Origin of the sequence: Pseudomonas sp. MEJ108 (assembly GCF_030208985.1) — a bacterium.
GTDB lineage: Bacteria > Pseudomonadota > Gammaproteobacteria > Pseudomonadales > Pseudomonadaceae > Aquipseudomonas > Aquipseudomonas fragariae.
Map to the genome: position 1 here is coordinate 1 of NZ_JARVSW010000028.1, position 22848 is coordinate 22848.

Sequence of the window (22848 nt, forward strand, 5' to 3'; positions counted from 1 at the left end):
CTCACGCTCCAGCGTGGGAATGCAGGTCACGACGCTCTGCGTCGCAAGAGGACGCAGCGCTTCCGGGTTAGTCAGGCATGCCCCTTCTGCGCCTTGGCGCGCATCTTGGCGCACATGACGGTCATTTCGTCGTACATCGCCTGCGGTTGCTTGCGCTTCATTTCCCAGGCCATGCGGCCTTCTTCATGAGGCAGGATCATGAACTCGCCTTCGCCAACCTGCCTGAAGATGCAGTCGGCGATATCCCCCGCGGTGATCGGCGACTTCTCCAGCAACCTGCCGATCTGCGCCTTCATCGCGGGCGTGGGGCCGCGGAAGGAATCCAGCAGATTGGTCTGAAAGAACGACGGGCAGACCACATGAACACCAACCCCCTGGTCATGCAGTTCGACCAGCAGGCTCTCGGAAAGCGCGACGACCCCGGCCTTGGCGACGTTGTAATTGCTCATCGCCGGGGCCTGCATCAGCGCTGCCATCGAGGCGATGTTGATGATCCGGCCCTTGCTGGCCAGCAGCATTGGCAGGAACGCCTTGCAGCCCTTGACCACCCCCATCAGGTTGATCGCGATCTGCCAGTCCCAGTCCTCCAGCGACAATTCGTTGAAAAAGCCCCCCGAGGCCACCCCCGCATTGTTGACGATGATGTCGATGCCGCCAAAGCGCTGTTCGCACGCCTGGGCAAACGCGGTGAGCTGGCTGTAATCGCGAACGTCGCAACGCTGCACGAAACCGTCACCGCCCGCCTTGCGTACTTGCACAAGGGTCTCCTGCAAGCCGGCATCGTTGATGTCCGAAAGTGCCAGCCGCCACCCTTCGCGTGCCCAGCGCAGTGCAATTTCACGACCCAGACCTGAGCCGGCGCCAGTAATCATGATGCGGTTTTGCATAGCGAGTGCCTTGTGATGTGCAGGAGTTGCCTGAGTGTAATCACAGTAGAAGCGCCGCAACCCCACCATCAAGACGCTGAATGCCTGGAGCAAACCGCAGCCCTATGAACGCCTGGACCGGGCCACATAGCGCACCAGCAACAGGCCATATACCGACACATTGAGCAGCACGACGATGCCGCCCAGCCAAAGCTGTATGCCCGGCGTAAGCCCGGCCGGGTAAATCAGCGGGAGCAGATAATGCTCAACGAAGCCCCCGCTATAGCCCTGCCCTCCAGCGTTGCTGCGCAGGGTGTTTTCCAGCGGTGTCAGCGGGCAATACAGGTGCAGAAACTCAACCGCAGTCCCCCAGGCCGCCGCTGGAACGTGCAGCAGCGCCAGCCAGGGCCTTCTCAATACCAGCAGTCCGCCGAACAGGACGAACACAATGAACAGTAGATGAAACACGACCACGGCATCTGCCGCCATTCGATAAACCATCATTGCGTCCTCTTGTGGCCCATGCCTCAGGTGGAAAGTTAGAAGCGCGCGGAGACTTTTCAGGGCCTTTAGTTCAATTGTTTTTAAGACCGATTCAAACCCATCAGGTTAAAACGGGCCAAGTTATTGTCAGACAAAAGTACGACAAGATGCTGATTTTCAATGTTTTTTAGAAATGTAAGAAATTATTTAAAATAGATCGAACCTTTCTCCAACCCCCAGAGTCCGATGAGTCAAGCAGGCAAACTTCATACCGTCTGGCGTGACGTTTTAACGGCATCTGTTAATTAACACTAATGTAAAGAGGGAACTCACCATGGGCATCGGCACTATTCTTATCATCGTTCTGATTCTGCTGCTAGTTGGCGGTTTGCCAGTATTCCCGCACTCGCGCAGCTGGGGCTACGGTCCGTCGGGCATCATCGGTACGATCCTGGTGATCCTGCTGATTCTGGTGTTGCTCGGCAAGATATGACCTGCTGCTCCACGCAGCAGCGCATGTAGCCAATAAAAAACCCCGCTTTTTCAAGCGGGGTTTTTTATCGCCCATGAAAAAGCAGCCCGAAGGCTGCTTCTCGTTCACAGCAACCTGGCCTTAGTGCGAAACCGCACCGCTGGCACCCAGCCCCGTCTGCGAGCGGACGAATTGCGGATAGAACAGAGCGCGCTCGCCCTCCGCCGCTTTCGACTTGTCGGTGATGGAGAAGAACCAGATACCTACGAAGGCGATGGCGATGGAAAACAGCGCCGGGTATTCGTAAGGGAAAATGGCTTTCTCGTGGTGCAGGATCTGCACCCAGATGGTCGGACCGAGCACCATCAGCACCACTGCACTGATCAGGCCCATCCAGCCGCCGATCATGGCGCCACGGGTGGTCAGGTTTTTCCAGTACATGGAAAGCAGCAGAATCGGGAAGTTGCAGCTTGCCGCGACCGAGAACGCCAGGCCCACCATGAAGGCGATGTTCTGGCTTTCAAAGGCAATACCCAGAAAGATCGCCACGACCGCCAGGGCAATGGTGGTGATTTTCGAGATACGGATCTCGTCCTTCTCGTTGGCTTTGCCTGCCTTGATGACGCTGGCATACAAGTCGTGGGAAACCGCCGAAGCACCCGCGAGGGTCAGACCGGCAACCACTGCCAGAATGGTGGCGAAAGCGACTGCCGAGATGAAGCCCAGGAACAGACTGCCACCGACCGCATCGGCCAGGTGAACCGCAGCCATGTTGTTACCGCCCAGCAAGGCGCCTGCTGCATCCTTGAACGCCGGATTGGTGCTGACCAGCAGGATCGCGCCGAAACCGATGATGAAGGTCAGGATGTAGAAGTAACCGATAAAGCCGGTTGCGTAGAGCACCGACTTGCGCGCTTCCTTGGCATCGCTCACGGTGAAGAAGCGCATCAGGATGTGTGGCAGGCCCGCGGTACCGAACATCAGGGCCAGACCCAGCGAGAACGCCGAGATAGGGTCTTTCACCAGCCCGCCAGGGCTCATGATCGCTTCACCTTTTGGGTGAACCTTGATCGCTTCGGAGAACAGCATGTTGAAGTCGAAGTTGACGTGCTTCATGACCATCAATGCCATGAACGACGCACCGGACAGCAACATCACCGCCTTGATGATCTGCACCCAGGTGGTAGCGAGCATGCCGCCGAACAGCACATAGAGGCACATCAGGATACCGACCAGCACCACCGCAACGGCGTAGTCCAGACCGAACAGCAACTGGATCAGCTTGCCGGCACCGACCATCTGCGCAATCAGGTAAAACGCCACCACCACCAGCGAGCCGCAGGCAGACAGGGTGCGAATTTCCTTTTGCTTGAGGCGGTACGACGCCACATCGGCAAAGGTGTATTTACCCAGGTTGCGCAGGCGTTCGGCGATCAGGAACAGGATGATCGGCCAGCCTACCAGGAAGCCGATCGAGTAGATCAGGCCATCGTAGCCGGAGGTGTAGACCAGCGCGGAAATACCCAGAAAGGACGCTGCCGACATGTAGTCACCGGCGATCGCCAGACCGTTCTGGAAGCCGGTGATCTTGCCACCTGCCGAGTAATAGTCCGACGCTGTCTTGTTCTTTTTCGATGCCCAGTAGGTGATGTACAGCGTGAAAGCGACGAAGACCACGAACATGACGATCGCGGCGACGTTCAGGGGTTGTTTCTGCACTGCACCCGTCAACGCGTCTGCCGCCCAGAGGGTCGGCGCGAAGGCGGCCAGGCCAAGTGCTGCTGATAGGCGCCGGATCATTGCTGAGCCTCCTTGAGGATCGCGTTGTTCAGGTCATCGAATTCACCGTTGGCACGGCGAACATAGATGGCCGTCAATATGAACGCGGAAAGGATCAGCCCGACGCCTATCGGCATTCCCCAGGTAATGGTCGAAGTGGGACTTAGTTTGGCCCCCAGAATATGGGGTCCGTAAGCGATCAAAAGAATAAAGGCCGCATACAGGCCAAGCATGATCGCCGAGAGAATCCAGGCGAAACGCTCTCTTTTGGAGACCAGCTCCTTGAAACGGGGGCTGTTTTGAATCGAGAGGTAAATGCTGTCGTTCATTGTTTTTGTCCTCGCAGCACAGATGAGATGTCACGTAACGCACTTTAGTCGGGTCCGGCGCGCACTCCAGACGACCTTAGTATTAGAACGACATTAGCTGTAGATACCTCTTCTCGCACGGCCTGGACCCGCCGGCAGTCGGTCGCACGGAAAATACTTCGGAGCGGAAAAACGAAAGGCCGTCTGGCGACAACACCAGACGGCCTTGAGAAGGGCTGTTCAGACACTTTGCGACTATTTGGCAGTCCATGCAGCAACGCGATCCGGGTGCTTGGCGACCCAGTCCTTTGCTGCCGCTTCAGGTTTGGCACCGTCCTGAATCGCCAGCATCACTTCACCGATTTCGTCCTTGGATGCCCACTGGAATTTTTTCAGGAAGGCCACGACCTCAGGCGCTTTTTTCTCCAGCCCCAGGCTGGCAACGTTGTCGACGGTTTCAGCCTCGCCATAGACACCTTTCGGGTCGTCCAGGAAACGCAGTTTCCACTTGGCGAACATCCAGTGCGGCACCCAGCCGGTAACCACGATGGATTTCTTCGCCTTCTCTGCGCGGGTCAGCTCGGCGATCATGCCTGCGCCGGAGCTCGCCTGCAGCTTATAGCCGTCCAGACCGTAGTCCTTGATGGCCTGATCGGTCTTGAGCATCACGCCCGAGCCCGCATCGATCCCGGTGATCTTCTTGTTGAAGGAGGCATCAGTCTTCAGGTCTTCGATGGTTTTGGCCTTGACGTACTCAGGCACGATCAAGCCAATCTTGGCGTCCTTGAAGTTGGGGCCGTAGTTGACGACCTGATCCTTGTACTTGGCGTAGTACTCGCCATGCGTGCCCGGAAGCCACGCAGACAGCATCAGGTCCAGCTTGTCGGTTGCCACCGCCTGCCACATGATCCCTGCAGCGACAGACTGCAACTTGACGTCATAGCCAAGCTTTTGCTTGATCACCTCGGAAGCCACGAAGGTGGTGGCGACACTGTCGGACCAGCCTTCCACATAGCCAATGGTCAGGGTCTTGGTTTCGGCAATCGCCAGCGTGGAGCTGACCGCAAGTACCAGAGCGGCACCCGCCCCCAGTATTTTTCGCATCATCATTGTCGCTTCCCCGGAAGTCTGCACCGACGGTTGTCGGAACATGGTTAACGTTGTTCTCCAGACCGCCCTCGCGCCCGACCTTGGGGCACGCGGCGCCTTGCACGTTTTTATCGCTGCCACGCGCAGTCAAACGCACCGCAACGCCACCCTGATCATCGACCTGCGGAACAGGCAGGCATGCTCTGTCTGCGACACTGGGGCAATGGGAAACGACAACAACGAGCCATCAACGACAACGCGCCCCGAAAAACGCCTTGATCCGGCCATCAACAGCTGAGGACGCTGCTTCATGCCTATGGGCGAGCCCCCTTCCCCATACCAACGTCGTATAGACGGTAGAGAACTGCAGCGCACCACTCTGGCTCATGTTTCGAAGGAAACACGATGTGTTACCGCAGCTTCACGATCACCGACGCGAACGGGTAACACGGAAACATTTTTTCCGGCTCCATGACCACCCAACAATCATCAGAATCCGCAACTTACTGATTTTAAAGGTTTTTAAAAAACTGGCACGGGTCCTGCTATATCTCTGGTACAACAAAAACAACAAATGATGCGGCAAACCAATAAAAACAAGACGTAACGGCTTTGACACAACAAGAACAAAACGGACAGAGGCGCAGCTAACAGATTTTTTTGGAGTGGATCAGCTTTACAGAGCCCTTTCAATGAAAGGCCTCGCGACCGGACCGAGAACAATAAAACTACCGTCAGGTAGCTCCAGAACCGGTGGGATCACGCTGTTGTGCAGGCAGGTGATTAAAGCGAATCAGCGCTCAAAAAAATACGTTTGCTCTTGACCCCGATAGGGGTCGCACAACAACGCTGTAAAGGGACTGGTCGCCAACAACAATAACAGGCCGCCCTATAACAATAAAAAGAGCACGTGAACCACATTGGAGGAGAGCTACGGCTCTCCTTTGTGCTTTCCGCGAGCCGGAAAATCCGCCTCCAGGCCATGGTCCGCCAACCTTTACCAGCAGTGCAAACGTCGCGCCGGGGCAGCAAATACGCTAGTCACGCAAAAATAAACCGCATATCTGCATTGCAAAATCCAAAGAACGTGTATTGTTCCGTCATATTTACAGGATTAACCAGTGGATGGGGCACTTTGGCACTACACCTTGGTCATAGCCTGCGTATTTCATCAGCACTTCTTTCCCAAGGGATTTAGTCATGCTCCGTTTTCTGCGCCTCGCCACTGTTATAGGTGGCTTGTGTTTAAGTGCGTCCGCTCTGGCAACCAACGTCGACTCCGCCACCTATGGCTACCCGCTGACTAATCCGTTCGAAGCGACCATTGCGACCACACCGCCCGCTCTGCGCCCCGACCTGCCTGACGATGAAGATATCGATCAGGATGTCTACACCCTGAACCTGCATCCCGAGCGCGAGTTCACCCTGCCCGACAACTTCTGGGCGGTGAAGAAGTTGCACTATCGCCTGGCCAAGCAGGACCACGCTGCCCCGCTGATCTTCCTGATCGCCGGCACCGGCGCGCCGTATAACAGCACGATCAATGAATTCCTGAAAAAGCTCTATTACGGCGCGGGCTACCACGTCGTACAGCTGTCTTCGCCCACCAGCTATGACTTCATGACCTCGGCCTCGCGCTTTGCGACTCCTGGTGTCTCCACCGACGACGCAGAAGACATTTATCGCGTCATGCAGGCCATTCGGGCTCAGCAGGCGCAACTGCCGGTAACCGACTATTACCTGACCGGTTACAGCCTTGGGGCACTGAATGCTGCATTCGTCAGCAAACTGGATGAAACCCGCCGCAGCTTCAACTTCAAGAAAGTCCTGCTGCTCAACCCGCCGGTCAATCTCTACACCTCAATCAGCAACCTCGACAAACTGGTGCAGACCAACGTCAAGGGTATCAACAACACCACCACGTTCTATGAACTGGTGCTGGCCAAGCTGACCCGCTACTTCCGCCAAAAGGGCTACATCGACCTCAACGATGCACTGCTGTTCGACTTCCAGCAGTCCAAGCAGCACCTGACCAATGAACAGATGGCGATGCTGATCGGTACCTCGTTCCGCTTCTCGTCGGCTGATATCGCGTTCACCTCCGACCTGATCAACCGTCGTGGCCTGATTACACCACCGAAATTCCCGATCACCGAAGGCACCAGCTTGACGCCGTTCCTCAAGCGTGCCCTGCAGTGCGACTTCGATTGCTACCTGACCGAACAGGTCATCCCTATGTGGCGCGCGCGCACCGACGGCGGTAGCCTTCTGCAACTGGTCGACCAGGTCAGCCTCTATGCACTCAAGGACTACCTGCACAGCAACACCAAGATTGCCGTCATGCACAACGCTGACGACGTGATCCTGGGATCGGGGGACCTCGGCTTCCTGCGCAAGACCTTTGGCGATCGCCTGACCGTTTACCCGTACGGCGGGCATTGCGGCAACCTTAATTACCGCGTCAACACCGACGCCATGCTGGAGTTTTTCCGTGGCTAAACGTCTTTTACTTCTTGCCGCTCTGCTCTGTGCCGGCACAGTCCAGGCCGCTGACGCGGATACCAGCAACAAGGCTCAGCACCCGGCCACGGTGGCCCGTCAGACCGATGCTGACGGCTTTACCCAGCCGCTGAAGTCGCTGCAATTCAACCCGGGGCTGGATCAGCGTGAGTTCGAGCGCGCCTCCATCAACGCACTGGAAGTCTATGATCCGCTGGAATCCTGGAACCGCCGGGTCTACCACTTCAACTACCGTTTCGATGAATGGGTATTCCTGCCGGTCGTGGACGGCTACCGCTACATCACCCCTGGCTTCGTGCGCAGCGGTGTGAGCAACTTTTTCAGCAACCTGGGCGACGTCTCCAACCTGCTGAACAGCCTGCTGCAGTTCAAGGGCGAGCGCTCGCTGGACACCACTGGCCGTCTGCTGCTCAACACCACCATCGGCATCGCCGGTCTGTGGGACCCGGCGACCATGATGGGCCTGCCGCGCCAGAGCGAAGACTTCGGCCAGACGCTGGGCTTCTACGGTGTGCCGTCCGGGCCTTATCTGGTGTTGCCATTGTTCGGTCCATCGAACCTGCGTGACACCGGCGGCATGCTGTTCGATTACACGGCTGAAAACCAGATCAACTTCCTCAACGTGGCCGAAGTCAGCAGCGACCATCCGGAAATCACCGTGTTGCGTGCCATTGACCGCCGTTACGTCACCAGCTTCCGTTACGGCCAGCTCAACTCGCCGTTCGAGTATGAAAAAGTGCGCTACGTCTACACCGAGTCGCGCAAGCTGCAGATCGCCGAATAAGCGTAACGCAGTAAAACGACGGCCAGCCGGAGTGATCGGGCTGGTCGTTTTTTTATGGGCACTTTTACCTGCCTGGTTAATCACATGCCTCAGGCGCAAACGCCTGCGTCATTAACAGACAAAAAGGAATTTCCATGCGCTCTTTCGGTTTCAAGACAATCGTTGTGTGTATCGCACTGGCAGCGTGCCAGAGCATGGTCAGCGTTCAGGCTGCCACCAAGCCGCAGGCCGCCGCGCCCGCCGCTGCTGCGGTGCAAAACGCTTCACTGCTGGGCGGCAAACTGGCCTTCACCATTCCTGCGGGCTACGTACAAGGCGAGATGCCCGAGATTGACGCAAAGGCCAAGGCTCAGGGTGTGACGGGGTCGCTTTACACCAATGCGGCTGAAAAGCGCGTGTTGATCGTTACCGAAACGCCGATGCCAATGGGCGTGCAGGCCAGCGATAACGATGGCGCAGTACTTGATGGGCTGGTCACCGGCATCCTTGCCCAGCAGAGTACCGGCTACAAGGATTTCAAAAAGCTGGGTGACAAGAAGATCGTCAAGAAGAACGGTCTTGGTGTGCGCCAGCTGGATACCTCGGCGACCATGAGCGACGCTCAGGTGCTGAGCACGTCGATCATCGCGGCATCGGGTACTCGCGCAGCCGTGCTGAACGTGGTCTCCAATGCAAAGAATCCGAAAGAGCACGCCGCGCTGGTGAAGACCGTTATCGGCCAATGATCTGCGGACCGGTCAGCCGGTCCGATGCGACTCAATCCGCCCGCAACACGCCGGACATTCGCTCGCCCAAGGCCGGACCCTGGACAGGACGCAGACGAAATTCCAATTAGTGAATTCCAGTCCACAATAAAGGGAAAACTTGGCAAAGATACAAGCTCATTTCTGCAATAAGCTGGCGGACTTATTTTTAATGGGTCTGCACTATGCCTTCTCTGGAAACCACTGCCTCCGGCGCTCGCAGCGCAAGCTCGACCGGCGCCGGCTTGTCCATCGCGATTCTGGCCCTGGCCGGCTTCGTGATCGTCACCACTGAATTTCTCATCATCGGTCTGTTGCCTTCGATGGCCCGTGATCTGGGAATCTCCATCTCTACTGCCGGTTTGCTGGTGACGCTGTTCGCCTTCACGGTGATGCTCTTTGGCCCACCGCTGACGGCCATGCTTTCGCACCTGGACCGCAAGCGCACGTTCATCGTCATTCTGCTGATCTTTGCCGCCTCCAACGCACTGGCGGCGGTATCGAGCAATATCTGGGTGCTGGCGCTGGCACGGTTCATTCCGGCACTGGCCTTGCCAGTGTTCTGGGGCACCGCCAGTGAAACGGCAAGCCTGCTGGCCGGACCGAAGCGCGCTGGCAAGGCCGTTGCGCAGGTCTACCTCGGTATCTCGGCTGCCATGCTGTTCGGTATCCCGCTGGGTACGGTATTCGCCGATGCCGTGGGTTGGCGCGGGGCATTCTGGGCTCTGACGTTGCTGTCAGCGTTGATGGCTTTGTTGCTGGCACTGTCGATGCCGCGTATTGAACCTACCGCAAAGGTCGGCCTCGCGGAGCAGGCAAAAATTCTTCGGGATCCGTTTTTCCTCGCCAACCTGCTGCTGTCCATCCTGCTGTTCACGGCCATGTTCGGCGCCTATACCTATCTGGCTGATACGCTGGAACGCATCGCGGGCATCGAATCGGCTCACGTGGGTTGGTGGTTGATGGGCTTCGGCGCGGTAGGCCTGATCGGCAATGCCCTGGGTGGACGTTATGTGGACCGCAGCCCGCTCGGCTCGACCATGGCGTTTGCGCTGCTGCTCGCACTGGGCATGACCGCAAGCGTACCCGCCGCAGGCTCCATGCCGCTGCTTGCCGTGGTACTGGTGATTTGGGGCATTGCGCACACGGCGTTGTTTCCGATCTGCCAGATCAGGGTGATGAAAGCAGCGCCTCAGGCCCAGGCACTGGCCGGGACCTTGAATGTCTCGGCAGCCAATGCCGGCATCGGTCTGGGATCGATCATCGGAGGCCTCACCATCGAGCACCTGGGCCTGGGTGCCGTAGGGTATGTCGCCGCTGTTGTTGCGCTGCTGTCCATCGGCGTTGCATGGATGACCAGCATGCAGAAAAACAGGGCACCGTTGTAACCGCCTGACCGTCGCTTTACTGAATTCGCCGGGCAGTGTGTCTGCCAACAACCAGACACCCTGCCCCCGGTTATTCACGGTGTATTAGATTGTAAGTTTCGTCATATTTTTGAACGGGTTTTAGCACTGCTTATGTCATTTAATTGACTTCTAAACAGTGACCCTTCATTAATATGTGGTTATTTGACACCCCTCGGCAAAATACTCTTCCCTTGCCACTAGTGAACGCTCAAACTCCAGCCTTTCGGTCAAGCGGCGTCGATTTCCGACCGATTCGAAAGTAATGTCCGGTAAGAATCTATGAGCACCTATCACCGCCGAGGGATGGCATTCGCCAAGCGGATCTACGCCCCGAGATGCTTCGGTGTCAGCGTTGGCTTTGTGACGGTCGCTGTTTCTTTGTATTACGTGAACACAGCACACTGGGCGTGGTTGTTGGCACTGCTCTACAGTCTGGTATGGCCACATGTTGCTTATCAGCTCGCAAGAACGTCACGCGAGCCCTACCAGGCTGAATGGCGCAATCTGCTGTTCGATTCGATGATGGGCGGTTTCTGGATTGGCGCGATGGGTTTCAGCGCCGTTCCCGGGGTCACGGTCCTCGCCATGATGGCCATGCATAACATGGCCGCCGCCGGGCCACGGCTGATGCTGCAAGGCCTGTGCATGCAGGCACTGGGCGTGCTGATTTCGCTGGCCGCGCTCGACCCTGTCGTCAATCTGCATGGCAACATGGCGCAGATCTACGCCTGCCTTCCGGTACTGGTGACCTACCCTATCTTCATTGGCTGGCTGAGCCATCAGGTCACACTTAAGCTATGGGAACACCGCAACATCCTGCGCAAGGTCAGCCGCACCGACAGCCTCACCGGCCTGCTCAATCATGGTGCGTGGAAGGACCTGCTTGATCTGGAGTACGCCAGTAGCCAGAACGCGTATCAGGAGTGCGTCATCGCGCTGATCGATATCGATCACTTCAAGGTCATCAACGACACTTATGGCCACCTGATGGGCGACACGGTGCTGCAGAGTATCAGCGAAGCACTGATCGAAAACCTGCGTGATTCCGACCTGATCGGGCGTTGTGGCGGCGATGAGTTCTGCGTCATTCTGCCCGACACCAGCTTGCTTCAGGCAAAGGAAATCCTCGAGCGCCTGCGTCTGGCGATAGATGAAATGACCTATACCCTGCATTGCGATCTCAAGGTCAGTCTCAGTATCGGTATTGCCGCCTATTCTCCTGAAATGCCGGATGCCTCGTCGTGGCTGCATGAAGCAGACAAGGCGCTGTATCTGGCCAAAAGCACAGGCCGCAACCGCGTCGCCAGCCCTCAGGATGCGCCGCCAGAACTCCAGTCGCTTGGCGCACAGGCCTGACCTGTCAACGCCTGTCCTTGAACAGCATGTCGAACAGGGATGAGAGACTCTTGACCCCCATCGCTTTCAGGAACGTCTCGCGCATGTCGTTACGCAGGCTTTCCAGGGTTATTTCCTTGGGTTTGGTGGCTTTTTTTACGGATGGCGTTTCTCGAGAGTCTCCTTCGCCGGGAGTGTACGTTTCCTTGGACAGCGTCCTTATGTAGTCACTCTTCTGGCTTTTATAGGTAGTGAAATCTGCCCCCAGTTGCTCGTCTCTTTCCCCCGCCGTTGAAAACCGGTTGATGACTTTTTCCATGAACTCAAAATTATTGTGCCCTATGGAGCCGTAGTCCTTGTCAGTGATGAAGCGAACAAACCCCTGGTCCAGCCGTGTTGTTTTTAGCCCATCGCTCTCGGTAATACGCTTGGCGGTGGCCGCGTGCGGCTCGGTAAAACTGTAGAAAACCTTGTGGCCTTCGAGGTCATATGTTTTGCCCTGGTTCTGGCGGCCCCATATTCTTCCATCATCTTTCTCTCTATATGAGGCCAGCCCAAAAGCCAGATCATCAACATAGCCCAGATCAGCTCCCTGAGCGCTTGCCCATTCATAAACATCACCCAGCAGTCTGCGATCATCCCGGGTTAAAAAAAACGCCTCGGGCATGGACATTCCACATTCGGCTTTCCCGAGCATGGGCGCAGAACGACCAGAGTCCGCGACCCCAAATACCCTATGTTTCAGGAGGGCCTGGCCGCTGATGGTCACCGCAGAGTCTGGAGAGGTTGATCGAAGGGGGGGATTGGCAATTGAGGATATGGTCTTTGCTGCTCTTTTATCATCAAGTTGTTGCGCGGCTATCAGTGCATCTGCTCCGGAACTTATGACTCGCATGACGTTGGCTCCTGCCCCGAAAGATCCCTGACGGTTATCGCCAGGGATTAACAATCAGTACGTTAAATGAAAGGTGACTGTTTCTGGCCCGGCAGGCTTGCTTTGCCAAGGTCCACTTTCAGCGCTGTGCCTGATCATGACGTCGGAGGCATAGCTAAAACCAAGACTGTTGAATCTCTCAGTACTGCCAGGCACGCCTGGCGTTATAGAGATACAATCAGAATCATGTACACCGCCTCTCCTGAAACAAAGATTTGCGCGTTCGTTCACGCTTTCCGGAAAGGTAGTCGCGGTCCAGGAAATCTTTTGCAACCGAGAGTTGTTAGCCGCGCCGCGGGGGTAATCAGCCAATCTCAACTGGTGTCGGGAAAACGCACTGTGACCAGGCCCATTGATAAACGTCGGGGTTCTGGTAGTCGTCACCGAATAGTCGGCCGCCTGGCTGGCAGCCGACACTAACAAGAAAACCAAAGGTGTTATTTTTTTCATAGGTGTTACTCCAATATTTATAAATAAAATTCATCGGCCGTGCAAAAGCCGCAGGCTTGAAACGTCTGCACGAACTGCTATTTCGTATCATTCGCCGGACGCGCTGACGCGCACTGAGCTTGAACGTGTTTTGTTAGAAAAAAACTGAACCGCTTGTAAAACCCTATCAGCCGAGAGGATCAACACCCGCTTCCAACACCTGCTTAGCCACACGCTTGATCAATGGAAAGTTCAAACGAGGACAGGTTATTCAACAGCCACTCAGGCGTATGCATCTCAAGCAATGTACCGATGGGCTGCTCCATCATCAGTGCTCCATAGAGGGCTTCCTCATTATCGAGGTGCGCTTGCTGGACAGCGCGATAGTTGAGCGGATAGATGCTCTTCTCAATGGGCAGTAATCGGTCGAAGTGTTCGAGCAGACCATGGAAGACGATTCGCCGCTCGACGGTGTTGCGCGTGGTGGCAATGAGTTTGACGAAGTACTCACTGTCCTGAGCCCGCAGCGCTTCGCTGGCGGTATAACGCTCGACCAGCGTGTGCGTTGAGGGGTCATCGAACACGATGCAGCACAGGTCTTCGCGCACCAGGCCTTTGAACGGGTTCTCGACTTCTGGCCGACGGCCGTGCAGGCCCAGTGCGAATTGTACGGCGCGCTTGGCCAGCCATTGACGCTTGCGGCCCTCAAGCCGGGCAATGTCTTCGAGTAAGGGTGACTGACGCCCATGCGAACGAAGCTGCCGACAGAGTTTGGCAAACAGGCCAACGGGGCCGGACAGCTTTGCCTGTTGCTCGGCCAGTTGCGCCACCGAAAGCGCGGACTGCCGGGTTGCCAGATGATGGAAGTTTGTTGTCATATTAAAACCGGGCCGCTGCGGATCCAGCCGCAACGACACGTCGGCACCTGACTCGCCCCGAACAAAACAAACAGTCATGAGTGGCTCCTTTTTTATTGTTTACAGTTCGTCGTGCGAGCAGGCTTCGGATATTCCTTTCTGCAGCCAGCCAGGAAGCAGTGCCTGATGGGCGTCACAGCGCAGCACGGTATTATTGATGGCACTGCCAAACGTCAGCAGTGCTCATTGCATTAACAAGTTACAGGTTGCGACAAGACACATTATGTATGTGCTGGCTCGCTGCGCAACCCGACAGATGTAGGGGGTCGGGTAATGTTTCCCGGAAGCAATAGAGATACGCACCTGGCCATGAGCTCGGCACGCGTCCTTACCTGGTTCTTTCTCAGCAGCGAAGAGACGTGATCGCGAACTGTGTAGTCACTGATACTGAGTTGCCTGGCAATTTCCTTGTTCGTACATCCCTGCAACAACAGGCCAAGAACCTCCTGCTCTCTCATTGTCACCCACATGATACTTCCCCTTGCCAGCATTTTGCCAAACAGGCAAATTTGTAGGATGTTTCTTACATTCGTCTTCCATGACCCAAACAGTAAGTCGGCACAGAAATCATTTTATTTAATCTTGTTTTGCATTAAAACGACACACCCCTCAAAGTCTCGCAACAAAACCGAAGACTGTAAGAAGAATCGCCGATAATTAAATATCGAGGAAAACTCCTACAACAAACTCGGAATAGTTACACCTATCTATTTACAGACGTCATAAGGGATTCACCTGACGAAACATTTCGCGCAGGCACGAGCCAAGAGCACATTAGATAAACAACGTAAACAATATGGAGAGGCGAAAGATAGACTTGAGGAAACGGAATTACAATCACTTGTTACAAATGAACGCGTCTGCCAGCAGGAACTTTCCGGCCATGTTCGAGCTGCCACTCACCCCACAACAGAGGTGAGCAGCGGGCGTTGCGCCACACGGCCCGGAGTTATCCGGCGTTACCGCTTGCCAGGTCATCCACCACCACGCCCCGGCGCAGGCCGAATACCGCTGCGGTAACCAGGCCCGTGGCGCCCATGATCAGGCTATAGAACACGCACACCCAGATATTCCAGGGCATCAGGGTAATCAGCATCAATGGCGTGGTGCTGGCCCAGAAGGCGTAGGCGATGTTGTAAGTGAACGAGATGCCTGACACTCGGATGTTCGCCGGGAACAGGCCGACCATCACCGATGGCACCACACCGACAATCCCGCACGCCAGCCCGGCAATCGCATAGGCGATGCCCAGTGGCATCCATTGCTCGATGAGGCTGGTGTAAAGCACGCCGATGCCTATCGGCATCAGCAGGCTGTAGAACATGATGCCGCGCCAGGCGCCGATGCGGTCGACCAGCATGCCTGCCAGCACACAACCTATATTGAGAAACACGATGCCGACGGCGCTCAGGGCAAAGGTGTCGCTGGCGCTGATACCAAAGCGCTGCTGCATGACCGTCGGGGTAATCACCACCAGTACCACCACGGCGGAGGTCAGCACAAAGGTCAGCAACGCAGCAGGCAGCAAGGATTGGCGGTGATCACGCAGAACCTGGCCAAGTGGCAGCGCCGGCAGATGTTCACGCTGGGCATGCATGGCGATGAACACAGGGGTTTCGTTCAGCCAGCGGCGTAGCCAGACCCCCACCACGCCGAATACGCCACCGAGCAGGAACGGAATACGCCATGCCCACTCAAGGATCTGGTCAGGGCTGAAGACTCGCGCCAGCCATGTCGCGGTCAGTGCGCCAAGCAGGTATCCGAACGTCAGGCCGGCTTGCAGTACGCCCAGTGCATAGCCGCGATGCCCCTTGGGCGCGTGTTCTGCCACGAATACCCAGGCACTTGGCACTTCACCGCCCACGGCGGCTCCTTGCAGGATGCGCAGCGCCAGCAGCACCAGCGGCGCCCAGTAACCGATCTGTGCGTAGGTGGGCATCACGCCGATCAGCAGACAAGGCAGCGCCATCATCAGAATGCTCAGGCTGAACACCCGCTTGCGGCCCAGCCGGTCGGCGAAGTGCGCCATGAGTATCCCGCCCAGCGGGCGTGCCAGATAGCCGGTCACGAAGATCCCGAAACTTTGCAGCAGACGCAGCCATTCAGGCATGTCCGGGGGAAAGAACAACTGGCTGAGGGTCAGCGCAAAGAACACGAAAATGATGAAGTCGTAGATTTCCAGTGCCCCACCCAGCGCCGCAAGGCTCAGGGTCTTGTAGTCGGCTTTGCTGAAGGGCTGGGAGTGGGAACGTACGATGTCCGTCATGAGGCATCCGAAACATGGCTTGAAAGAGCGCCTGGCGCTCACAGGGCGCGAAGAATAGCAAAGCTTGCGGGCGCACTGATACCGAGCTGACGCCTGCAACGGGAACGATCATCTCAACTATCGTGCCACGCTCTGCGTCGCATGCCGTTCCGGTTGACCAGATCAGACGCTCCGCGTCCTCTTGACGACGCGGAGCGTCGAGAACTGCATTCCCACGCTGGAGCGTGCGGAACGATCATCTCAACTATAACTATCGTGCGACGCTCTGCGTCGCATGCCGTTCTGGACGCTTCGCGTCCTCTTGACGACGCAGAGCGTCGAGACCTGCATTCCCACGCTGGAGCGTGCGGAACGATCATCTCAACTATCGTGCCATGCTCTGCGTCGCATGCCTTTCCGGACGCTCCGCGTCCTCTTGACGACGCAGAGCATCGAGACCTGCATTCCACCGCTGGAGCGATCAGTTTAACTATCGTGCGACGCTCTGCGTCGCATGCCGTTCTGGACGCTCCGCGTCCTCTTGACGACGCGGAGCGTCGAGACCTGCATTCCCACGCTGGAGCGGGCGGAACGATGATCTCGACTGTCGTGCCAATACTCCGCGCACTAAAGCCCTCCCGCTAAAAGTTGACGGTAGCCGACAATCTCGCCGTTCTGGGCGCGCCCATGAACAGGTAGTCGTCACCCAGATACTCCCCGGCATCACGCCAGTAGCGTTTGTCGAACAGGTTGTCGACGGTCAGGCGCAGTACCGTGTCGTAACCGCTGATTCGGGTGCTGTAACGGCTGCCGATATTGAACAGTGCGTAGTCATTGACCTGCACGGTGCCTTCACGGTCAGCGTACTTGCTGGCGCTGTACTGCACGCCTCCGAGCAACGCGAGCCCGGGCACCGGCAGGCTGTAGTCGGCTTGCAAGGTGCCACGGTATCTGGGCACATTGAGGGCCTGATGATCATCGTAGGCCTCGGTGCCGCTGTCTTCAACGCGCGCCCGGATGGCCGCCGCACTGGCGGATATCTGCAGGCGGTCAGTCACCCAGCCACTCGCCCCCAGTTCAAGACCGGTGTTTTTCTGCTCGCCTTGCTGCACATAGGTAAACGTACCGTCATCGTTGGGCCTGGAGTACTGGTACGCCTGGCGGGCCTGAAACACCGCGGCGGTCAGGCTCATGCGCTGCCAGTCATACTTGATGCCTGCTTCGAGCTGTCGGGAGACGGTCGGCGCCAGAATTTCACTGGCATTGGTGGTGAACCACGCTGCCGTCCCGCCCAGCGACAGGCCCTTGCTGTAGCTGGTGTAGAGCGAAACATTGTCCACCGGCTTGTAGATCAGCGCCGCCTGGGGCAGAAACACATAGCGCTCGGTGTGTCGCGCATCGCTGCCGTCCTCGTTGAACGCCTGCTCGTCGAGCCGCACCCCGCGTCCGCCCAGCACGGTTTGCCAGTGCTCGTTGAGGCTGATCAGGTCAGTGGCAAACAGCCCGTACTGGCGGCTGTCCAGGCGGCGCTTGGTATGTGGCAGCGCCAGGGTCGAGGGGACCACTTGCTCAGGCGCCTCATCGATAGTGCCCGAGCCGACGAATTCGTTGAAGGTCCCGCGCGTATCAACCGTACGGCGGTAGGCACTGCTGCCGAAGGTCAGCTCGTGCCCAAGCGATCCGGTAGTGAAGGTGCCGGACATGGCCGCTTCGACTTCGTCATTGCGACGCGTGTCGTCCGGGCTGCGGAAATCATAGATGTCATAACCCCCTTCGGCACTGAAGTGGTTGGGCACCGCCTGCCCTGCGCAGCTGGCCGAACCGTAGCAACCCCACGCAAAGGCACTGTAGTCATCAATGACTACGCGACTGCGCGACGCACTGAGGCTGCCCTTCCAGTTGTCATTGAAGCGGTATTCGAAACGTCCGTTGATGTTCAGCGAGTCGATACCGACCGGATTGGACCAGTTCTGGTAACCCAGCAATTTGCGCGGCGAGGCATCGTGAGGCAGCGTGGTGCCGCCCAGAAGCTGATAACCGGGCACCGAGCGCTGCTCTTTGCTCTGGTACTCGACATCGAGTTGCAACAGGGCGCGCTCACTGATGTTCCAGTCGAACGCCAGCGAGGCAAAATCGCGCTGGCCATCGGCGTGTTCGACATACGAACGAATGTCTTCATGGGCAAGGTTGGCGCGCAGGCCGAATTGCTGTTCACTGCCGAACCAGCCACCGACGTCGGTCGCGATGTAGCGCTCGCCGTGTTCGTTGGTAGAGACTGTGACCGACCGGACGTCCTGCGCCCGCTTGGTCTGATAGTTGATTACGCCACCGGGCTCGGCCAAGCCGCTCTGCAGGCCGGAAAGCCCCTTGAGCAACTCGACCTGCTGCTTGTTTTCCAGCGCGACGTTCTGCTCGCCGGCAATGCTGCGACCGTTGATGCGATAACTGTTGGCGGCGTTCAACGAAAACCCGCGCACCACAAAGTTTTCGTAATAGCCCACCGGGGCATAGCCGTCGCCGACCGACGCGTCGTTGCGCAGCACTTCACTCAGCAACTTTGCCTGCCGGTCCTTGATCAACGCAGCGTTGAACACCGACACCGAGGCGGGCGTATCCAGCAGTGAAGCCTGATCGAATCCGAACATCGACGCCCGCTCGGCTTTATAGTCGCCGGTGCTTTCCGGCTCGCTGAACCCAGTGACATTGACCGCATCCAGGCTGAGCACCTCTGCGGCCAGCAACGGCGAGGCAACGACCATGCCCAACGGCAACAATCGCCAGGCGTGGCGCATGGCAGGTCGGTAAGGCGTTCTCATCGATCAGACTCCGCAAGGACAGCTGCCTGGACAGACGCGACGCACCTTCCGGCAGAGGGCCAACCTTTTACGTTCACTGCCGGTTTTTTTCAACCTTTACGTGATGCTTTGCCTGTAAACGAAGTGCAGGGGAAAACTTTACTTACGAATCGGCAGAGCGAGACCGGCTTCAAAACGCTTCGCACACTTGAATAATTAAGCGTGAATTAAGTAAGCGCGGATAATCTGAGTTCAACAAAACCGCTGAACCAATCAGCGTGTGATGAATCAATCAAGACAGATCAATCAAAAAGGAATACCCCATGAAACTTATGCCTGCCGTTTTCGCCGCTGTTGCCCTCACTGCTGTTGCAGGTGCCGCCCAGGCTGACGTTGGTCCCGATGAAGTGATCCGCCTGTACAAGTCTCAGGCGTTGGGTGACTTTGAACAGTTCAACAAGCAGGCCGTTGCCAAGCACACAGGCTTCACGGTCCACGATACCGAACTGGACAAGGACCGCACCGGCCGCCTGATCTATCAGATCGAACTGAAAGACGTCAAAGGTGTGGAGTGGAATTACGACGTCGATGCCAAGACAGGCGAAGTGGTACGTGACGCAAAGGATAATTGATCCGACTGCTTTACCGGTTACCACCGCAAGCAACTCATAAGAAAATCCCCACAATATTGTGGGAATTTTCTTTTTCAAGCGATTAGCAGTTTATTACTGGGCCAAGCCGACTTTCAGCAGACTTCCCTTATCGTCGTCGGTCAACAGATACAAGTAACCGTCCGGTCCCTGACGCACATCCCGTATGCGCTGTTTCATGTCTTTCAACAGACGTTCTTCATGAACGATCTTGTCATTTTCGAACTGCAGTCTGATCAACTCTTCAGTGGCCAGGGCACCGATGAATACACTGTGATCCCATGCCTTGAAAAGGCTGTGATCATAGAACGCCATGCCACTGAGGCCCGGTGACACTTCCCAGACCTGGAACGGAATTTTGGTTCCTTCGACAACCTTGCCTTTCGACTCCGAAATCGGCTGACCCGAGTAGTCGATACCGTGGGTCGCGATCGGCCAGCCGTAATTCGCGCCACGCTCGATGATATTCAGCTCATCACCGCCCTTGGGGCCATGCTCGTTGGTCCACAACGTCCCGGTCCAGGGGTCGAGCGCGGCGCCCTGCTGATTGCGATGGCCATAGGACCATATCTCGGGGCGAACGCCCTTCTGGCCCACGAACGGATTGTCTTTCGGTACGCTGCCGTCCGGATAGATGCGCACGATCTTGCCCTGCAGCTTGTCCAGATCCTGCGCCGTGGGGCGCTGATTGTTTTCGCCCAGGGCGATGAACAGGTAGCCGTCGCGATCGAAGACCATCCGCGCGCCGAAGTGGTTGCCCACCGACAGTTTCGGTTCCTGGCGGAAGATGACTTCGAAGTCTTCCAGACGGGTCATGTCCTTGGACAGACGACCACGCCCTGCGGCAGTGCCGGCGGTATCGCCTTCGGCGGCGGTCTTGCCGCTGCCCTCGGAGTAGGTCAGATACACCATGCGGTCCTTGGCGAAGTCCGGTGACAGCACCACATCAAGCAGACCGCCCTGCTTCTGCGCCCAGACTTGCGGGACACCGGAAAGCGGTGCGGACAATTTGCCATCCGCCGATACCACGCGCAGGTTGCCCGAACGCTCTGTCACCAGCATGCCTTGCCTGTCAGGCAGAAAGGCCAGCGCCCACGGATGATCCAGACCTTCGACAACAGGGGTCACCGTGACGGTGCCCAGTTCGCTTTTGTAGGTTTCCGTAGCGGCGCTGGCCGTCAGTGGCAGGCTCAGAATGGCTGCAGTACACAATGTCGCGATCAGGTTTTTTCTAAGCATGAGCGTTTCCTTATGCATTGAGTCGACGTCCACACGGGTTCGCCGGGTTGAAAATTCAGTTGCCGCGCTTGGGGTCGGTTATCGGTGTAGAAGGACGTGGCGTGTTCTGGCGCGTAGGGTAGCCGTTACCAATGCCACCGTTTTCCAGAGTGGGCTTGCGCACCGGCGGCGCGATGTTGGGGCCACGGGACGGTGGCACGCTGGACTCGGTGCCCTGGCGGCTGTTGGGGTTGGCACGGTGGATCGGGCTGTTATACGGGTTGCTGCTGGCACCGTTGTTGAGGGTGCTGTTTGGCAGCGTCTGCGCCTGGACCGCACCGATGCAGCATGACGCAACAAGCACGCCGCCGACAAGATTACGCACAAAACTGTTCATCACTACCTCTGGGCAAGGTGAAAACTTCGGAGTAACCGTGAAGACTCAGGCCTTTGATGGCAACCCGGGCCTCAGGTTCGACCCGGCACTGCCGATGAGCAAGCAAAGCGGTAGGAGAGTTTGTAACAAGGATGGTCAAGGCTGTCGCAGCCGAACGACGCGACGGCCTGCACCCGCGGTTTGCGGAGCACAAAAAAGCGCCTGGCGGGCAGTCTGTGTGATCACAGGACACAGGCTGACGCAGGATGCCTATGCAGACTTCAACGGCATACTGAAGGTAAAGACCGTGCCCTGCTCTCGCGTCGAGCACACCTCGAGCGTACCTCCATGAGCAATTGCGATCTCGCTGGCGATGTACAGCCCCAGCCCGAGCCCGGCTTGCGGCTCGTCGGTGATGGGTCTGGAGTACGGCAGGAACAGTTGCGCACGAACCGATTCAGGTATCGGCTCTCCCTGATTGGTAACGCTGAGCACAAACACATCGCCATGCACGCCTGCCGTCACTTCGACCGGGCTCTCGGCATCACCATGGCTGATCGCGTTGGACACCAGATTGGAGAGCAATTGTGCGATCCGCTCGTGATCGCAGCGAATACGCTCCAGCGCGCCTATGTTCGAGTGAATCGGCCGCGACGGGTGAACGCGTTGCACCTCTGAAATCACATGCTCCAGGGTTTTATCCAGACCGTGTGCCTCATGGATACTCAGAGGAATGCCATGCCCCATACGACCACGGGCAAAATCGAGCACGTCATCGACCAGCTGCGAGGCGCGCTGGCCAGAGGTCAGGATGTGTTGCACGATCTGCTGGGCCTTTTCATCCAGCGGACGACGCAGCAGCAATTCGGCACTGGCATTGATGGCAAACAACGGGTTGCGCAGGTCGTGCCCCAGCACCGCGATAAACTGCTCGCGCAGCTCAGCCACCTCACGTTCGGCGAGCAGGTCTTCACGCGCCTGTTGCAGGTTTTCCTCGGCCTCGATCTGCAGCGCCAGAAGACGTGCGAACGACACCATCATGGCCTCGATGGGCGTCCCGATCAGCTTTGCAGGCTTGGGATCCAGCGCGCAGATAGTGCCGAAAAAGGAGCCGTCGGAAAGAAAGATCGGCACCGAGATATAGCTCTGGAAGCTGTACAGACGTGGTGTGTCATGCGCACAGAACAGCGGGTCCTCGGCGACATGGTCAATCACCACAGGCTTGTGGGAGCTGCGAATCTCGTGGCAGATGGTGCTGCTCAGCTCCAGCTCACCGCCGGGCTTCAAACCGAAGTCGAGCTTGTCCAGGACCGCACAGGCCGTCCAGCTGGTTTCGGTTACACGCGCCACGGCGGCGAAACCCAGCCCGGTGGATTCGGCAATGACCTGCAGGATGGCCGGCACTGCGCTGATCCGGTTGATCGTGGCCACATCATTTGAAATGGATCGCCGCATGTAGAACCTGTATGAGCCTTGAGGTGATGACGCAGCACGTT

21 protein-coding genes are annotated in these 22848 nt (G+C 57.3%); 8 read left to right on the forward strand and 13 right to left on the reverse strand.

The genetic code is table 11. The features are described 5' to 3' along the window. Positions 1–71: 71 nt before the first annotated feature. Both QRN50_RS14360 and QRN50_RS14365 read right to left on the reverse strand, forming a co-directional pair. On the reverse strand, positions 72–887 hold the full coding sequence (locus tag QRN50_RS14360) for an SDR family oxidoreductase (RefSeq protein WP_096127126.1): 816 nt from the start codon (positions 885–887) through the stop codon (positions 72–74). Between the two features lie 102 nt (positions 888–989). After that, positions 990–1367, reverse strand: coding sequence for a DUF2784 domain-containing protein (locus QRN50_RS14365; protein WP_058398921.1), 378 nt, complete (start codon positions 1365–1367; stop codon positions 990–992). 316 nt (positions 1368–1683) lie between these two features. Between QRN50_RS14365 and QRN50_RS14370 the strand changes: the two genes are divergently transcribed. Next, the gene (locus QRN50_RS14370) at positions 1684–1842 is read left to right on the forward strand and encodes a DUF3309 family protein (RefSeq protein ID WP_002552554.1); all 159 of its coding nucleotides are present in this window, start codon (positions 1684–1686) and stop codon (positions 1840–1842) included. 120 nt (positions 1843–1962) lie between these two features. Here QRN50_RS14370 and QRN50_RS14375 read toward each other — a convergent pair whose 3' ends face one another. From QRN50_RS14375 to QRN50_RS14385, 3 genes are all read right to left on the reverse strand, one after another. Beyond that, a complete protein-coding gene (locus QRN50_RS14375) occupies positions 1963–3621 on the reverse strand; it encodes a cation acetate symporter (protein WP_003402531.1) in 1659 nt (552 codons plus the stop codon). Continuing rightward, complete coding sequence (locus tag QRN50_RS14380) at positions 3618–3929, reverse strand: DUF485 domain-containing protein (protein WP_003314526.1); 312 nt, start codon at positions 3927–3929, stop codon at positions 3618–3620. The genes QRN50_RS14375 and QRN50_RS14380 overlap by 4 nt, the downstream gene beginning before the upstream one ends. A gap of 234 nt (positions 3930–4163) precedes the next feature. Beyond that, positions 4164–5018 (reverse strand): glycine betaine ABC transporter substrate-binding protein, encoded by an 855-nt coding sequence (locus QRN50_RS14385; RefSeq protein WP_011268630.1) that lies wholly within the window; start codon positions 5016–5018, stop codon positions 4164–4166. A 40-nt stretch (positions 5019–5058) separates the two neighbouring features. Here QRN50_RS14385 and QRN50_RS14390 point away from each other — a divergent pair, with 40 nt between their 5' ends. From QRN50_RS14390 to QRN50_RS14415, 6 genes are all read left to right on the forward strand, one after another. Next, on the forward strand, positions 5059–5295 hold the full coding sequence (locus QRN50_RS14390) for a hypothetical protein (protein ID WP_003402529.1): 237 nt from the start codon (positions 5059–5061) through the stop codon (positions 5293–5295). 902 nt (positions 5296–6197) lie between these two features. Next, positions 6198–7496 (forward strand): lipid asymmetry maintenance lipase MlaY, encoded by a 1299-nt coding sequence (mlaY, locus tag QRN50_RS14395; RefSeq protein WP_011268631.1) that lies wholly within the window; start codon positions 6198–6200, stop codon positions 7494–7496. After that, positions 7489–8301 carry an MlaA family lipoprotein gene (locus QRN50_RS14400; RefSeq protein WP_003402525.1) on the forward strand — a complete coding sequence of 271 codons (813 nt, stop codon included), beginning with the start codon at positions 7489–7491 and terminating at the stop codon, positions 8299–8301. The genes mlaY and QRN50_RS14400 overlap by 8 nt, the downstream gene beginning before the upstream one ends. 134 nt (positions 8302–8435) lie before the next feature. Next, on the forward strand, positions 8436–9026 hold the full coding sequence (locus QRN50_RS14405; RefSeq protein WP_024659541.1) for a DcrB/PsbP domain-containing protein: 591 nt from the start codon (positions 8436–8438) through the stop codon (positions 9024–9026). 203 nt (positions 9027–9229) lie between these two features. After that, a complete protein-coding gene (locus QRN50_RS14410) occupies positions 9230–10432 on the forward strand; it encodes an MFS transporter (RefSeq protein ID WP_024650560.1) in 1203 nt (400 codons plus the stop codon). Between the two features lie 300 nt (positions 10433–10732). Then, on the forward strand, positions 10733–11809 hold the full coding sequence (locus tag QRN50_RS14415) for a diguanylate cyclase (protein ID WP_011268632.1): 1077 nt from the start codon (positions 10733–10735) through the stop codon (positions 11807–11809). 4 nt (positions 11810–11813) lie between these two features. Here QRN50_RS14415 and QRN50_RS14420 read toward each other — a convergent pair whose 3' ends face one another. The 5 genes from QRN50_RS14420 to QRN50_RS14440 all read right to left on the reverse strand — a co-directional run bounded on the left by QRN50_RS14420 (position 11814) and on the right by QRN50_RS14440 (position 19129). Further along, a complete protein-coding gene (locus QRN50_RS14420) occupies positions 11814–12683 on the reverse strand; it encodes a hypothetical protein (RefSeq protein ID WP_011268633.1) in 870 nt (289 codons plus the stop codon). A 692-nt stretch (positions 12684–13375) separates the two neighbouring features. Beyond that, positions 13376–14107 (reverse strand): hypothetical protein, encoded by a 732-nt coding sequence (locus QRN50_RS14425; RefSeq protein ID WP_096127127.1) that lies wholly within the window; start codon positions 14105–14107, stop codon positions 13376–13378. A 182-nt stretch (positions 14108–14289) separates the two neighbouring features. Next, on the reverse strand, positions 14290–14559 hold the full coding sequence (locus QRN50_RS14430) for a helix-turn-helix domain-containing protein (RefSeq protein ID WP_003402518.1): 270 nt from the start codon (positions 14557–14559) through the stop codon (positions 14290–14292). A 458-nt stretch (positions 14560–15017) separates the two neighbouring features. Continuing rightward, on the reverse strand, positions 15018–16334 hold the full coding sequence (locus QRN50_RS14435) for an MFS transporter (RefSeq protein ID WP_003402517.1): 1317 nt from the start codon (positions 16332–16334) through the stop codon (positions 15018–15020). A 620-nt stretch (positions 16335–16954) separates the two neighbouring features. Continuing rightward, entirely contained in the window at positions 16955–19129 is a 2175-nt protein-coding gene (locus QRN50_RS14440; protein ID WP_096127128.1) for a TonB-dependent siderophore receptor, read from the reverse strand. Between the two features lie 302 nt (positions 19130–19431). Here QRN50_RS14440 and QRN50_RS14445 point away from each other — a divergent pair, with 302 nt between their 5' ends. Then, positions 19432–19740 carry a PepSY domain-containing protein gene (locus QRN50_RS14445; protein ID WP_096127129.1) on the forward strand — a complete coding sequence of 103 codons (309 nt, stop codon included), beginning with the start codon at positions 19432–19434 and terminating at the stop codon, positions 19738–19740. A gap of 93 nt (positions 19741–19833) precedes the next feature. Here QRN50_RS14445 and QRN50_RS14450 read toward each other — a convergent pair whose 3' ends face one another. The 3 genes from QRN50_RS14450 to QRN50_RS14460 form a co-directional block, all read right to left on the reverse strand. Next, positions 19834–20997, reverse strand: coding sequence for a PQQ-dependent sugar dehydrogenase (locus QRN50_RS14450; RefSeq protein ID WP_003402514.1), 1164 nt, complete (start codon positions 20995–20997; stop codon positions 19834–19836). Positions 20998–21052: 55 nt separating this feature from the next. Further along, positions 21053–21373 (reverse strand): hypothetical protein, encoded by a 321-nt coding sequence (locus tag QRN50_RS14455; protein WP_003402512.1) that lies wholly within the window; start codon positions 21371–21373, stop codon positions 21053–21055. Between the two features lie 249 nt (positions 21374–21622). Next, positions 21623–22807 carry a GAF domain-containing sensor histidine kinase gene (locus QRN50_RS14460; RefSeq protein ID WP_024638951.1) on the reverse strand — a complete coding sequence of 395 codons (1185 nt, stop codon included), beginning with the start codon at positions 22805–22807 and terminating at the stop codon, positions 21623–21625. Between the last annotated feature and the right edge of the window lie 41 nt (positions 22808–22848).